The sequence below is a fragment of the Streptomyces sp. URMC 124 genome, from assembly GCF_051386455.1.
Classification (GTDB): domain Bacteria; phylum Actinomycetota; class Actinomycetes; order Streptomycetales; family Streptomycetaceae; genus Streptomyces.
Genome location: NZ_JBPQTS010000181.1, coordinates 1 through 13,568, shown reverse-complemented (window position 1 = coordinate 13,568; position 13,568 = coordinate 1). Strand labels below are relative to the sequence as shown.

Sequence of the window (13,568 nt, the reverse complement as noted above, 5' to 3'; positions counted from 1 at the left end):
GGTGTACGGGGCCGGGGCGCGCGGGAGGCCCGGGAGGCGGCCGGCGGCGCTGGCGACGGCCGAGGCGAAGGCGGGCGAGGACGGGCTGCTGGAAGCGGCCGCCCGGCTCGGCGTGCCGCTGCGGGTGTACGGGGCCGGAGCGCTGGCCGGGGTCGCGGTGCCGGATCCTTCCGCCGCCGCGTCGGCCGCCGTGGGGACGCCCTCGGTGGCGGAGGCGGCGGCGCTGCTGGCGGCCGGGGAGGGCGGGGTGCTGGCCGTGGGGAAGCGCAAGTCCGCGCGGGTGACGTGCGCGGTGGCGTACGGGCCGACGTGCGGACCGGTGTACGGGCCGGCGTACGGGCCGGCGTACGGACCCGCTTGACGGCCGTTCCGCCGCCGTCAGTACGGTCTTGGGGCGGGCGCCTCGCGCCCGGAGCCGGTGAACGACGACGACCAGCAGCAAACGGACGAGAGAAGGCGGCCCGCGGCCATGCACAATCCCAGCGAACCCGACCTGCGGCACCACGGTGACGCCGAAGTGCGGGGTGCCGGCGCGGAGCTGACGGACCTCGCGGTCAACGTACGGGCGGGCACGCCCCCCGTGTGGCTGCGCGAGCGCATCGCCGCGTCGCTCGACGGGCTCGCCTCCTACCCGGACGGGCGCGCCGCCCGGCGGGCGGTCGCGGAGCGGCACGGGCTGCCGGAGGAGCGCGTGCTGCTGACGGCCGGGGCCGCCGAGGCGTTCGTGCTGCTGGCGCGGGCGCTGCGGGTGCGGCGGCCGGTGGTGGTGCACCCTCAGTTCACGGAGCCGGAGGCGGCGCTGCGGGACGCCGGGCACCGGGTGGAGCGGGTGCTGCTCGACGAGGCGGACGGCTTCCGGCTGGACCCGCGCGCGGTGCCGGGCGACGCGGACCTGGTCGTCGTCGGCAATCCGACCAACCCCACGTCCGTCCTCCACCCGGCGCGCGACCTGGCGCGGCTCGCCCGGCCGGGGCGGACGCTGGTGGTGGACGAGGCGTTCATGGACGCGGTGCCGGGCGAGGCGGAGTCGCTGGCGTCCGTCACGGACCTGCCGGGTCTCGTCGTGCTGCGCAGCCTCACCAAGACGTGGGGCCTTGCGGGCCTGCGGATCGGCTACGTGCTCGCGTCGCCGGGCACCATAGCCCGGCTGGAGCGGGCCCAGCCCCTGTGGCCGGTGTCGTCGCCGGCGCTGGCCGCGGCCGAGGCGTGCAGCGCTCCCCCGGCGCTCGCGGAGGCCGCCCGCGCCGCGGACCGCCTCGCCGAGGACCGGACCTATCTCGCGGCCGCGGTGGGCCAGTTCGAGGGGGTGCGGGTCCACGGCCCGGCGGCCGGGCCGTTCCTGCTGATCCGGGTGCGGGGTGCCGCGGCCGTGCGGGGCAGGCTGCGGGGGCTGGGGTTCGCGGTGCGCCGCGGCGACACGTTCCCCGGGCTGGGGCCGGACTACCTGCGCCTCGCGGTCCGGGACCGGGCGACCACGGACCGCTTCGCGGAGGCCCTCGGCAAGGCACTGGCCGAGGGCTGAGGGCGGGCCGGGGCCGAGGGCGGGCCGGAGGCCGGCGTCGGCCGTGGTGTTCAGTCGCCGCGGCGGGCTGCCGCGCGGCGCCGCGTGACGGCCAGGGCACCCGCCCCCGCGGCGACGAGGAGGGCCGCGCCGCCCGCGACGTAGGGCGTGACGGAACCGGCGCCGGTCGCGGCGAGGTCCTTCGCGGCGGGCTTCTCCCGCGCGGCCGGCTCTTCGGCGGTACGGGCCGCGCCCTGCCGGCGGGCGGCCGGGGTGGCGTGCGCGCGCTCCGGTTGGGCGACCGGGCCGTTCGGGACGCCCGGCGGGGTCTCGCACGTGGCCTCGGCGAGGGTGACTTCGCCCCGCACCTCGGCGACGTTCAGCCGCAGGGGGTTGACGGTCACCTTCAGGCGGAGGGCCGTGGCCGCGGCCGTACGGGACGTGGTGGCCGTCCGCGACAGGTCGAGCCGCACCGCGCCGACGCCGGGCACCTCCACCCTGGTCGTGCCGGCCGTGGTCAGGGTGGTCTTCCTGCCGAGGACGGTGACGGCACCGAGGAGGTTCGAGGTGGCGGCGGGCTTCCCGCCCGCCGCGCAGACGGCGCGCGAGGTGACCTTCTCGACCTCGACGAGGGAGAGCAGCGGAAGGCCGGGGACGTGCACGCGCGCGTGGGCGAGGTTCGCGTACGCCTCGGCCTTCGTCGCGTCGGCGGTGGCACGGGCGGTGGCCACGTCGGCGCGCAGGACGTCGACGGGCTTGCCCCCGTCGACGCCGTCGAGGGCCACGGTGAGTGCGGTCTCGTCGGCGCCGGCGGGGGCGTGCACCGCGTTGAGGGACGTCCTGAGGGGGACGTGGACGGTCTTGTCGAGCAGCGAGACGTCGAGGCCGGTGCGCAGGACGACGGCGCCGGACCTGCCGCTTTCGGCGGGACCGCTACCGGCGGGGCCTCCGGCGGCGTACGCGGGGCCGGCGGCCGCGGTGGCGACGGCCGTGACCGCCGCGCCGAGGGCGGCGAACCGGCGTGCGGGCATGCCGAAGGAAGGGCTGGTGGTGCTGAACACGTGTGTGGAACCCCCACGGGAGCGCTGACGCCGCCGGCGCGGTCGGACGGGGGGACAGCTCGCGCCGGCGGCTGGGACCCCGCCATATTTGACCTCCGGAGAGTGAAGGGGCGTCCTCCTGAGGGCAGTTCACTCCAACGGGTTGTTTCCGCAACGGCTTTCGATGTCGCCACCCCCTGTTCGGGGAGCGGCCTTGATCGCTAAGGTGCCGCCGTATGCCGACCCCTCGGATAGCCGACCCGACAGCCGCCGACCCCGCCCCGGCAACCGCCGACCGGACGGCGCGGCTGGCCGTCACCGTCTTCCCCCTGCTCGTCGTCGCCGCCGGAGGGGTGGGGCTCGCCGCCCCCTCCCACTTCACCGGCTGGGCTCCGGCCGTGCCCTGGCTGCTCGGCGTCGTGATGTTCACGATGGGCCTCACCCTCACCGGTGACGACTTCCGCGCCGTCGCCAAGCGGCCCTGGGCCGTCGGGCTCGGCCTCGCCGCCCACTACGTGATCATGCCGGGGCTGGGCTGGCTGATCGCCACGGTGCTCGGGCTGCCGCCGGAGCTGGCGGCCGGAGTGATCCTCGTCGGCTGCGCGCCGAGCGGCACGGCGTCCAACGTCGTCACGTACCTCGCGCGCGGGGACGTCGCCCTGTCGGTGTCCGTCGCCACCGTCTCCACGCTCGTCGCGCCGCTCGTCACCCCGCCGTTGACGCTGCTGCTCGCGGACCGGTTCCTGGACGTGGACGCGGGGGCGATGCTCACCGACATCCTCAAGACCGTGCTCGTGCCGGTGCTCGGCGGGGCGCTCGTACGGATGGCCGCGGGGCGGCGGGTCGGCAGGGTGCTGCGCGCCCTGCCGGCGCTCTCGGCGCTGACGATCGCCGTCCTCGTCCTCATCGTCGTCTCCGGCAGCGCGGCCCGCATCAAGGACGCGGCGGCGCTCGTCCTCCTCGCCGTCGTCCTCCACAACGGCCTCGGCCTGGCCCTGGGCTACGCGGCGGGCCGCCTGGCCCGCCTCGGCCGCCCGTCGAGCCGGGCGATGGCCTTCGAGGTCGGCATGCAGAACTCGGGCCTGGCGGCGTCCCTGGCCACGTCCCACTTCAGCCCGGCGGCGGCGCTCCCGGCGGCGATCTTCTCGGTGTGGCACAACGTCTCGGGCGCGGCGGTAGCAGCCTGGATGTCCCGCCACCCCCGCCCCTGACCCCGACCCCGGCCCGCACACCAGCCACCACCGGACCCGGGCTTCAAGCGGCCCGAGCCACGACTCCTCCCCCGCCGCCGCGGCGGGCGACCCCCACCGGCGTCACCGGCGGTGCCCAGCCGACCGCAGGCCCCTCGGCACCGCCGGACACCACCGCCGTGGCAGACCACCACTGCGGCGGAGGGAATCGCCGGGCCCGGGCTTCGAGCGGCCCGAGCCACGGCTTCTCCCCCGCCGCCGCGGCGGGCGACCCCCACCGGCGTCACCGGCGGTGCCCAACCGCCCCCGGCCCGCCCTGGGGCGGAGGGAAGCGCCGGGAGCCCCGGGGCTAGCGGATTACTCGGCCGCGCAGGATCACGCGCTTCGGGGAGCCCAGGACCCTGATGTCCGCCCGCGGGTCCGTCTCGTAGACGACGAGGTCCGCCGGGGCGCCCTCCTCCAGGCCGGGGCGGCCGAGCCAGGCGCGAGCCGACCACGTGGCGGCCGAGAGGGCCGCGAGCGGGGGCAGGCCGGCCTTGGCGAGTTCGGCGACTTCCCGGCCGACGAGGCCGTGGGCGAGCGAGCCGCCCGCGTCGGTGCCGACGAAGACCGGGATGCCCGCGTCGTACGCCGCGCGCACCGTCTCGTAGCGCCGGGCGTGCAGGCGCCGCATGTGGTCCGCCCAGCGCGGGAACTTCTTCTCCCCGCCGTCCGCGAGCTGCGGAAACGTCGCGATGTTGACGAGCGTCGGCACGATGGCGACGCCGCGCTCGGCGAACAGCGGGATGGTCTCCTCGGTGAGCCCGGTGGCGTGCTCGATGCAGTCGATGCCCGCCTCCACGAGCGGAGCCAGCGACTCCTCCGCGAAGCAGTGCGCGGTCACCCGCGCCCCCAGCCGGTGCGCCTCGGCGATCGCGGCCTCGACCTCCCCGCGCGGCCAGCAGGCGGACAGGTCGCCCGTCTCGCGGTCGATCCAGTCGCCGACGAGCTTGACCCAGCCGTCCCCGCGCCGCGCCTCCCGCGCCACGTACGCGACGAGGTCGTCCGGCTCGATCTCGTGCGCGTAGTTGCGGATGTACCGGCGGGTGCGCGCGATGTGGCGCCCGGCGCGGATGATGCGCGGCAGGTCCTCGCGGTCGTCGATCCAGCGCGTGTCGGAGGGCGAGCCGGCGTCCCGGAGCAGCAGCGCTCCCGCGTCCCGGTCGGTGAGCGCCTGCTTCTCGGCGGTGGACGCGTCGACCGGGCCGTGGGCGTCGAGGCCCACGTGACAGTGCGCGTCGACGAGGCCCGGCAGCGCCCAGCCCTCGACGGTGGTGACGTCCCGCGCCCCCACCGGCCGTTCGAAGGTGATCCGGCCGTCGACGGCCCACAGCTCGTCGCGCACCCCGCCGTCCGGGTCCGCGCCGACGAGCACCCGCCCCTTGATGTGCAGCACCCCACTGTCGCTCATGGACCGCACTGTACGAGCCCGCTCCTCCCACCCGCCAAGGGGCCGCCGCCGGGGCGGCCACCGGGACGCGTCCGCCACCGGCCGGTGCCCGCCGGCACCGGCCGACCCGGGCCCCGCGCCGGACGGCACGACCCCGGAGCAATTCCGCGGGAACTTCTCCCCGGAATTCCCTCCGACATCTCACCGCGCATTCTCATGCCCGCTTTTCCGCACCCTAAACGCAGCATTTTCCTTACGCTTCGGCAAGGGAATTCCCGTTCCTCGCGACCGCCTGTGACACACTCCACACCTCTTGCGATTTGCCCGGATATTACCGGTCAAACCACCCCATCACCCTCCCGCTTTGCGCGCCCACGCACCTCCGCGCGATAACACAACCACCCACCCCCGAGTAACCCGGACCCCCGATGCAATTTCCGATCCGCATCGGTAAATTCCCTCCGCATGACCGCAGCACAAGCAGACCTTGCACGTGCCCGTCCCACCTCCCTCCGGGAATTCCCGGAAATGCCGGAGGGCCTCACGCTCGACGTCCCGCGCGTCGAGGACGGAGCCGCGATCTGGCGCATCGCCCGCGACTCGGGAACCCTGGACCTCAACTCCTCGTACAGCTACCTGCTCTGGTGCCGGGACTTCGCCGCCACCTCGGCCGTGGCCCGCCGCGCCGGCGACGGGGAACCCGCCGGTTTCATCACCGGCTACGTCCGGCCCTCCCGCCCCCGCACCCTCGTCGTCTGGCAGGTCGCCGTCGACCGCCCGCACCGAGGCCGCGGCCTGGCCGCCGCGCTGCTGGAGGGCCTCGTCACCCGGATCGCCCGCGAAAGCGGGAACGGGACCGGCATCAACACGATCGACACGGTCGAGACCACCGTCACGCCCGGCAACACCGCCTCCAACCGCCTGTTCGCCTCCTTCGCGGAGCGGCACCACGCCCCCGTGGAGCGCGAAGTCCTCTTCCGCGGCGGGATGTTCCCCGAGCCGGGACACGACCCCGAGGTGCTGCACCGCATCGGCCCGCTCGCCCTCTGAGGCCCCTTCACTCACCCGACAGGAGCACCCCCATGACCATCACCCCGCCCGCACTCAGCGTCTTCGAGGCCCTGGAGTCGGAGGTGCGCAGCTACTGCCGCAGCTGGCCCGCGGTCTTCGACCGCGCCCAGGGCAGCCGGATGTACGACGAGGACGGCCACACGTACCTCGACTTCTTCGCCGGTGCCGGAGCGCTCAACTACGGCCACAACAACCCGGTCCTCAAACGCGCCCTGATCGATTACATCGAACGCGACGGCGTCACCCACGGCCTGGACATGGGCACCACCGCCAAGCGCGCCTTCCTGGAGGCCTTCCAGGACGTCGTGCTGCGCCCGCGCGACCTGCCGTACAAGGTGATGTTCCCCGGCCCGACGGGCACCAACGCCGTGGAGGCCGCGCTGAAGCTGGCCCGCAAGGTCAAGGGCCGCGAGGCGATCGTGTCCTTCACCAACGCCTTCCACGGCATGTCGCTGGGCTCGCTCGCCGTCACCGGAAACGCCTTCAAGCGGGCGGGCGCGGGCATCCCCCTGGTGCACGGCACGCCGATGCCCTTCGACCACTACCTCGACGACCGGGTCCCGGACTTCCTGTGGTTCGAGCGGCTGCTGGCCGACCAGGGCTCGGGCCTGAACACGCCGGCCGCCGTCATCGTCGAGACCGTGCAGGGCGAGGGCGGCATCAACGTGGCCCGCCCCGAGTGGCTGCGCGGGCTCGCCGCGCTGTGCGAGCGCCACGACATGCTGCTGATCGTGGACGACATCCAGATGGGCTGCGGCCGCACCGGCGCCTTCTTCTCGTTCGAGGAGGCGGGCATCACCCCGGACATCGTGACGCTGTCGAAGTCCATCGGCGGCTACGGCCTGCCCATGTCGCTCACCCTCTTCCGCCCGGAGCTCGACGTCTGGGAGCCCGGCGAGCACAACGGCACGTTCCGCGGCAACAACCCCTCCTTCGTCACCGCCGCCGCGGCGCTCGACGCGTACTGGACCGACGGGCAGATGGAGAAGCAGACCCTCGCCCGCGGCGAGCAGGCCGAGGAGGCGCTGCGCGCCGTCTGCGCCGAGCACCCGGAGCTCGGCGCGCACTACCGGGGCCGCGGACTGGTGTGGGGACTGGAGTTCGCCGACAAGACGCGGGCCTCGGCGGTCGCCCGCCGGGCCTTCGAGCTCGGCCTGCTCGTGGAGACGTCGGGCCCCGAGGGCGAGGTCCTCAAGCTGCTGCCCGCCCTGACGATCTCCCCCGAGGAGCTGGACGAGGGCCTGCGGATCCTGGCTCGCGCGGTCCGCGAGACCGCCTGACCGCCTGACCGCCTGACCAGCTGACCACCACCGAAGAACCACCGCAAGAACCGTACGCACGAAAGGCAGAGATCCCGTGATCGTCCGTTCCCTCCAGGACATCGAAGGCACCGACCGCCACGTCAAGGCCAGGTCCGGCACGTGGGAGAGCAAGCGGATCGTGCTCGCCAAGGAGCGGGTCGGCTTCTCCCTGCACGAGACGGTCCTCTACGCCGGCACGGAGACCTCCATGTGGTACGCCAACCACATCGAGGCCGTGCTGTGCGTGGAGGGCGAGGCCGAGCTCACCGACGACGAGACCGGCGAGAAGCACTGGATCTCGCCCGGCACGATGTACCTGCTCGACGGCCACGAGCGGCACACCCTGCGCCCCAGGACCGACTTCCGCTGCGTGTGCGTCTTCAACCCGCCGGTCACGGGACGGGAGGACCACGACGAGAACGGCGTCTACCCGCTGCTGACGGAGGAGGGCTGAACGATGGCCACGGTCACCGATCTCTACCCCACGCGCGGCACGCACGAGGTCGCCGTCCCGCGCCGTGACCCCGTGGTGTGGCCCGCGTCGGGTTCCGTGCCGGGCTCCGCGTCGGGGTCCGTGCCCGGGCCGATCGACGCGGCCGGCCTGGCGGGCTACGAACGCGACGGCTTCCTCACCGTGGACGAGATGATCACGCCGGAGGAGGTGCAGGTCCTGCGCGCCGAGCTGGACCGGCTGATCGCCGACCCGGCGGTGCGGGCCGACGAGAGAGCGATCGTGGAACCGCACTCCGAGGAGGTGCGGTCGGTGTTCGAAGTGCACCGGATCAGCGACGTGTTCGCGCGGCTGGTGCGCGATCCGCGCGTGGTGGGACGGGCGCGGCAGATCCTCGGCTCGGACGTCTACGTCCACCAGTCGCGGGTCAACGTCAAGCCCGGCTTCGGGGCCTCCGGGTTCTACTGGCACTCGGACTTCGAGACCTGGCACGCGGAGGACGGGCTGCCGCGGATGCGGACGGTGTCGGTGTCCATCGCGCTGACGGAGAACCTCGACACCAACGGCGGCCTGATGATCATGCCGGGGTCGCACCGGACGTTCCTGGGGTGCGAGGGCGTGACGCCGCGGGACAACTACAAGCGCTCGCTGCGCATGCAGGAGGCGGGCACGCCCTCGGACAGCGCGCTCGCCGCGCTGGCGGGGCGGCACGGCATCCGGCTCTTCACGGGCGCAGCCGGTTCGGCGACGTGGTTCGACTGCAACTGCATGCACGGGTCGGGCGACAACATCACGCCGTTCCCGCGCAGCAACGTCTTCGTCGTCTTCAACAGCGTGGAGAACACGGCGGTGGAGCCGTTCGCGGCGCCGACCCGCCGCCCGGAGTTCGTGGGAGCGCGCGACTTCACGCCGGTGGGATAAACGACCCTCCGGGTGGCCGCCCCGAGCCGGCCACCCGGCCCGGCGCCCCGGCCACTCCTCCCGCCGCAACGGCGAACCACCACAACGGCGAAGCCCGGCGGTGCCCGGCGGCCTGCCCGCCCGGACGGACCCCGGCCGTCCGACGGCGCAGGCCATCCGCCGGCCACGGCCGAGCAGCGGCAGGCCGACGAAGCCCGGCACTTCCTCCCGCCGCAACGGCGATCCACCACCACGGCGGAACCCCGGCGGTGCCGGACGGCCTGCCCACCGGGACGGCACCGCAGGGGGCGTTCCCCACCCGGACGGCACCGCCGGATACGTCCGGCGCGGGTTGCGGGCCGCCGCGGCGGAAGAAGGCAGCCGCCCCCGTCACCCCCTCAGGCCAGCAACTCCAGTGCCCGGTCCACGTCGGCCGCGCTGTTGTACAGGTGGAACGACGCCCGCAGCCCGCCCGCGCGGGCGCTGACGCGTACGCCCGCCGCCCCGAGGCGCTCCGCCGCGTGCCCGAGGCCGGGGACCGATACGACGGCGGAGTCCTCCGCGGGCACGGGCAGGTCGTGGCCGAGCGCGGCGAGCCCCGCGCGGAAGCGGCCGGCGAGCGCCCGGTCGTGCGCGGCGATCCGCTCCGTGCCGAGTTCCTCGATGAGCCGGAGGCCGGCCAGGGCGCCGGTGTAGGGCAGGACGGCGGGGTTCTCGTCGTAGCGGCGGGCCGAGCGGGCGAGCGACACCCGCCCGTACGTGCTGTCCCAGGGGTCCTCCCCGGCCACCCACCCGGCGAAGACGGGGGTGAGGCCGCCGAGGTCCTCGGGGACGGTGAGGTAGGCCGTGCCGCGGGGCCCCATCAGCCACTTGTAGCCGACGCAGACGGTGAAGTCGTGGGCGCCCGCGTCGACGGGCAGCCAGCCCGCGGCCTGGCTGATGTCGACGAGCGTACGGGCGCCGTGGGCGCGGGCGGCCTCGCCGATCGCACCGAGGTCGGCGAGGCGGCCGTCGGCCGACTGGACGGCGCTGACGGCGACGAGCGCGGTACCGGGACGCACCTCGGCCGCGAGCTTCTCCAGGGCGACGGTGCGGACGTCGAGCCCGGGCCGCACGTGGAAGGGGTTGACGAGGGAGCTGAAGTCACCCTCCGCGCAGAGCACTTCGGAGCCTTCGGGCAGCGACTGGGCGACGAGCCCGCAGAAGACGGCGGCCGAGCCACCGGTGGCGACCTGCCGGGCGGGCACGCCGACGAGGCGGGCGAAGGCGGCGCGGACGGCGTCCATGACCGGGTAGTGGTCCTCGGCGCCGGGGCGGCCCAGCGCGAACGCGGTGGCGGCCTCGGTCATGGCGGCGACGGCGGGGGCGGGTGCGAGCCCGGTGGCGGCGGTGTTGAGGTAGACGGTCTCGGGGGCGAAGTGTGCGGGGGCGAGGCTCTCCATGGCCACCCACTATGCGCGCCCGGCGACCGGGCCGTCCATGAAAATGCCCGGCCGGCCGGCCGTCCCGTGCCTGAGGACGAGCGGTCCCTCCGCCGCGCGGCGGAGGAGGTCCGCCGGTGAGGGCGACGCGCCGGGGCCCGCCGGACGGAACGCTGTTCCCATGACCAGTACGACGACCTTCCCGGACGACCACGCCACCAGGCGCCGCGTGCTCCGCGCGGTGACCATCGCCGCCTGCCTGCCCTACCTCGGCCTCAAGGTCGCCTGGGTGGCGGGCAGTCACCTCGGCATCCCGGAAGGGAGCCGCCTGCGGGGCGCCGGCGCGAGCCTGGTCGTGGCGAACGCCGTGACCATCCTGATGGACGCCGCGGTCGTCGTCCTGGCGCTGCTGCTGACCCGGCCGTGGGGCAAGCGCGTCCCCGCGTGGCTGCTGGTGCTGCCGATGTGGGGCGCGGTGGGGCTGCTGGTGCCCATCATGTACGGCTTCCCGGCGCAGCTGGTCGTGCGGGCCCTCGGCGGTTCGGCCGCCCCTTCCGGGCGCGGCGGCGGCGAGGAACCTTTCCTGGACGAGTGGGTCTTCGGCGTGGTCTACACGGGCTTCATCGTCCAGGGGCTGGCGCTGGGCACGCTGTTCGTGCTGTACGCCCGCGAGCGCTGGGGGCACCTGTGGCGGGGCCGCGTCGGTGACCTGCCGGCCCATCAGCTCGGTCGTGGCCGGCGGGCCGCGCTGACCGCGGCGGCTGTGCTGGCCGTCCTGCCCGGCGGGGTGCACCTGATGTGGACATGCGGGGTGTCGGCGGGGCTGTCGCCGGACCTCGCCGCGCAGTACAGCGGCGACTTCGCCGCCGGGGAGTCCGGTTACGTGCTGTACGCCGCCGCGACGGTCGCGGGCGTCGCGCTGCTGCGCGTGCCGGCGCGGCGGACGATGCGGGTCCCCCTGCGGGTCCCGCTGCTCCTCGCGGGCGTCGGCTCGGCCGCGTCCGCCGCGTGGGGCGGCTGGCAGCTGCTCGCAATGCTGACGGCCCTGGCCGACGACGGCCGGGGGCCGACGGCGACGATGGCCGTCGCCTACGCTGTGCAAGTGATCATCGGACTGCTGGTCCTCGCCACCGGCATACGCTTCTTCGCCCTGCGCTCCGCGCGGGCCGCCGCGCTGTGACGGACCTCCTCCGGCGCGGCGCCGTCGCCCTGGTGGGCCGCCGCGCCCGGCTGCGGTGGGTGCACCTGCTGCTCGGCGGCGCGCTGCTGATGCCGTACTACCTGCTGGCGAGCACGCTGACGTCCGTCTTCATCAGTGACACGAACATCCTGTTCCCCTCCACCCTCGGCCGGCAGTTCGGCGTCTTCGCGCTGGCGCTGGTGCCGGCGGCGGTGACCGCGCTGGTGCCGCTCGTACGGGCACTGGAATCCGCCGCGGCGCGCGCCCTGTGCGGGGTGCCGGAGGAGGCGCTGGCGACGGGGCCGGGCGAGTCGCGGTCCGCCCGCGGGCGGACCGCCCTGTGGTACACCCTGCACCTGCTGGCCGGCGGCATCGTGAGCGGCATGTCGCTGGCCACGCCCCCGTTCGCGCTGATGCTCATCGCCCTGCCGGTCACCGGCGTCCCGGGCGGCGAGGACGCCCCGTACGGACTGGGGAAGCCGGCCTTCCCCTGGACGCTGCTGGCGCCGCTCGCCGGCCTGGTCGTGCTCGTCCTGCTCGCCGCCGCGTCCGGTGCCTTCGGCGCGCTCCTCGCCCGCTGCGCGCCCGTCCTGCTCGGACCGACGCCCGCCGACCGGCTGGCCGAGGCCGAACGGCACGCCATGCGGCTGGCCCTGCGCAACCGGCTGGCGCGCGAGCTGCACGACTCCGTCGGGCACGCGCTCAGCGCCGTCACCCTGCAGGCGAGCGCCGCGCGCAAGGTCCTCGACGCCGACCCGGAGTTCGCGCGGCAGGCGCTCGCCGCGATCGAGGAGACCACGCGCGAGGCGGTCGGCGAGCTCGACACCGTCCTGGGGCTCCTGCGCGAGGACGGCGCCGCCTCCGCCGCGCCGGCGCCGACCCTCGCCGACCTGGACGGGCTGCTGGAGCGCACCCGCGCCGCCGGCGGCACCGTGACCCTCGCCGCGCCCGCCGCCCTCGACGGCGTGCCGCCGGTCGTCTCCCGCGAGGCGTACCGGATCGTGCAGGAGGGCCTCACCAACGCCTTGCGGCACGCGGGCCGGGTGCCCGTGCTGCTGCGGATCACCGTGCACGACGACGCCGTGGAGGTCGCCTTGGAGAATCCGGTCAACCCCGACAAGTCCCCCGGCCGCGCGCACCGCCGCACCGGCGGCGGCCGCGGTCTGACGGGCATAGCCGAACGGGCCCGGCTGCTGCGCGGCAGCAGCAGCTCCGGCGAGCGGGACGGGGTGTGGCGGCTCGCCGTGCGCCTGCCGTTGAACGGGGGTGCGGGACGGTGACCGCGCCCCTGCGGATCGTGCTCGCCGACGACGAGCGCATGGTGCGGACCGCCCTGCGGGCGATCCTGGGCGCCGAGGAGGACCTGGAGGTCGTCGGCGAGGCCACGACCGGAGCGGAAGCGGTCTCCGTCGTACGCGAGCTACGGCCCGACATCGTCCTGATGGACGTGCGGATGCCCGAGGTCGACGGGATCCGGGCCACCGAGCAGCTGCTCGGCGGCATGGACTCGCCGCCGCGCGTCATCGTCGTCACCACGTTCGAGAACGACAGCTACGTGTATGACGCGCTGCGCGCCGGTGCCAGCGGCTTCCTCCTCAAGCGGGCGGGTGCCGACGAACTCGTCCAGGCCGTCCGCCTCGTGGCCCGTACCGACTCCCTGCTCTTCCCCGCCGCCGTACGCGCCCTCGCCGCGGAACACGCGCAGGCCCGGCGGGCGAAGGCCACCGCCGGGAGGCTGCGCGCGCAGCTCTCGGACCGCGAGGCGGAGGTGCTCCGCCTGATGGCCCGGGGCCTGTCGAACGCCGAAATCGCCGACCACCTGGTCCTGGGCCCCGCCACGGTCAAGACCCACGTGGCAGGCGCCCTCGCCAAACTCGGCGTCCGCAACCGCACCCAAGCGGTCATAGCCGCCTACGAATGCGGTTTCGTGTCCCCCCGCTGACCACGGGGCGGCACCGCCGCGGCGGAAGCTCTGGGCTCGGGTCCGGCCCGTCACCCCACCCCCGGCTGCAGACAGGAATCCGGGCCCCAGCCCACCCCTCCCGCCGCTGTGGCGGGTCGCCGTTGCGGCGGGAGGGGTGGGC

At 75.0% G+C, this 13,568-nt stretch carries 13 protein-coding genes; 10 read left to right on the top strand and 3 right to left on the bottom strand.

The features are described from left to right. Position 1 precedes the first annotated feature (1 nt). Together ACSNOG_RS28375 and cobC are read left to right on the top strand one after the other, a co-directional pair. Complete coding sequence (locus ACSNOG_RS28375) at positions 2-361, top strand: cobalamin biosynthesis protein (RefSeq protein WP_436755555.1); 360 nt, start codon at positions 2-4, stop codon at positions 359-361. 57 nt (positions 362-418) lie between these two features. Further along, entirely contained in the window at positions 419-1,522 is a 1,104-nt protein-coding gene (cobC, locus tag ACSNOG_RS28370; protein ID WP_436755554.1) for an Rv2231c family pyridoxal phosphate-dependent protein CobC, read from the top strand. A 50-nt stretch (positions 1,523-1,572) separates the two neighbouring features. On the opposite strand, the gene ACSNOG_RS28365 is transcribed toward cobC, so the two are convergent. Beyond that, positions 1,573-2,532, bottom strand: coding sequence for an SCO1860 family LAETG-anchored protein (locus ACSNOG_RS28365; protein ID WP_436755557.1), 960 nt, complete (start codon positions 2,530-2,532; stop codon positions 1,573-1,575). A 245-nt stretch (positions 2,533-2,777) separates the two neighbouring features. Here ACSNOG_RS28365 and ACSNOG_RS28360 point away from each other — a divergent pair, with 245 nt between their 5' ends. Further along, a complete protein-coding gene (locus ACSNOG_RS28360; protein WP_436755553.1) occupies positions 2,778-3,752 on the top strand; it encodes a bile acid:sodium symporter family protein in 975 nt (324 codons plus the stop codon). A gap of 328 nt (positions 3,753-4,080) precedes the next feature. Here the strand turns inward: ACSNOG_RS28360 and ACSNOG_RS28355 are convergent, their stop codons facing one another. Continuing rightward, positions 4,081-5,181: an amidohydrolase family protein gene (locus ACSNOG_RS28355; RefSeq protein ID WP_436755552.1), complete on the bottom strand. Its 1,101-nt coding sequence runs from the start codon at positions 5,179-5,181 to the stop codon at positions 4,081-4,083. Between the two features lie 444 nt (positions 5,182-5,625). On the opposite strand from ACSNOG_RS28355, the gene ectA reads away from it, so the two are divergent. The 4 genes from ectA to thpD all read left to right on the top strand — a co-directional run bounded on the left by ectA (position 5,626) and on the right by thpD (position 8,904). Next, positions 5,626-6,210 carry a diaminobutyrate acetyltransferase gene (gene ectA, locus ACSNOG_RS28350; protein ID WP_436755551.1) on the top strand — a complete coding sequence of 195 codons (585 nt, stop codon included), beginning with the start codon at positions 5,626-5,628 and terminating at the stop codon, positions 6,208-6,210. Positions 6,211-6,242: 32 nt separating this feature from the next. Continuing rightward, a complete protein-coding gene (gene ectB / locus ACSNOG_RS28345) occupies positions 6,243-7,511 on the top strand; it encodes a diaminobutyrate--2-oxoglutarate transaminase (protein WP_436755550.1) in 1,269 nt (422 codons plus the stop codon). A 76-nt stretch (positions 7,512-7,587) separates the two neighbouring features. Next, a complete protein-coding gene (locus ACSNOG_RS28340; RefSeq protein ID WP_436755549.1) occupies positions 7,588-7,986 on the top strand; it encodes an ectoine synthase in 399 nt (132 codons plus the stop codon). A 3-nt stretch (positions 7,987-7,989) separates the two neighbouring features. Then, positions 7,990-8,904 carry an ectoine hydroxylase gene (gene thpD / locus ACSNOG_RS28335; protein ID WP_436755548.1) on the top strand — a complete coding sequence of 305 codons (915 nt, stop codon included), beginning with the start codon at positions 7,990-7,992 and terminating at the stop codon, positions 8,902-8,904. A gap of 377 nt (positions 8,905-9,281) precedes the next feature. Here thpD and ACSNOG_RS28330 read toward each other — a convergent pair whose 3' ends face one another. Continuing rightward, entirely contained in the window at positions 9,282-10,325 is a 1,044-nt protein-coding gene (locus ACSNOG_RS28330; RefSeq protein ID WP_436755547.1) for an aminotransferase class V-fold PLP-dependent enzyme, read from the bottom strand. 160 nt (positions 10,326-10,485) lie between these two features. Here ACSNOG_RS28330 and ACSNOG_RS28325 point away from each other — a divergent pair, with 160 nt between their 5' ends. Genes ACSNOG_RS28325 through ACSNOG_RS28315 form a run of 3 tightly spaced genes read left to right on the top strand, consistent with a single transcriptional unit; the run spans position 10,486 to position 13,426 of the window. Beyond that, entirely contained in the window at positions 10,486-11,484 is a 999-nt protein-coding gene (locus tag ACSNOG_RS28325) for a hypothetical protein (protein WP_436755546.1), read from the top strand. Beyond that, a complete protein-coding gene (locus tag ACSNOG_RS28320) occupies positions 11,481-12,764 on the top strand; it encodes a sensor histidine kinase (protein WP_436755545.1) in 1,284 nt (427 codons plus the stop codon). Before ACSNOG_RS28325 ends, ACSNOG_RS28320 begins: the two co-directional genes overlap by 4 nt. Positions 12,765-12,802: 38 nt before the next feature. Continuing rightward, entirely contained in the window at positions 12,803-13,426 is a 624-nt protein-coding gene (locus tag ACSNOG_RS28315; protein WP_436755556.1) for a response regulator, read from the top strand. Positions 13,427-13,568 lie beyond the last annotated feature (142 nt).

Bases quoted from the DNA above. Each gene is read 5' to 3' on its own strand.
- ACSNOG_RS28365 (WP_436755557.1), bottom strand. From the start codon at position 2,532: ATGCCCGCACGCCGGTTCGCCGCCCTCGGCGCGGCGGTCACGGCCGTC.
- ACSNOG_RS28360 (WP_436755553.1), top strand. From the start codon at position 2,778: ATGCCGACCCCTCGGATAGCCGACCCGACAGCCGCCGACCCCGCCCCG.
- ACSNOG_RS28355 (WP_436755552.1), bottom strand. From the start codon at position 5,181: ATGAGCGACAGTGGGGTGCTGCACATCAAGGGGCGGGTGCTCGTCGGC.
- ectA (WP_436755551.1), top strand. From the start codon at position 5,626: ATGACCGCAGCACAAGCAGACCTTGCACGTGCCCGTCCCACCTCCCTC.
- ectB (WP_436755550.1), top strand. From the start codon at position 6,243: ATGACCATCACCCCGCCCGCACTCAGCGTCTTCGAGGCCCTGGAGTCG.
- thpD (WP_436755548.1), top strand. From the start codon at position 7,990: ATGGCCACGGTCACCGATCTCTACCCCACGCGCGGCACGCACGAGGTC.
- ACSNOG_RS28330 (WP_436755547.1), bottom strand. From the start codon at position 10,325: ATGGAGAGCCTCGCCCCCGCACACTTCGCCCCCGAGACCGTCTACCTC.
- ACSNOG_RS28325 (WP_436755546.1), top strand. From the start codon at position 10,486: ATGACCAGTACGACGACCTTCCCGGACGACCACGCCACCAGGCGCCGC.
- ACSNOG_RS28315 (WP_436755556.1), top strand. From the start codon at position 12,803: ATGGTGCGGACCGCCCTGCGGGCGATCCTGGGCGCCGAGGAGGACCTG.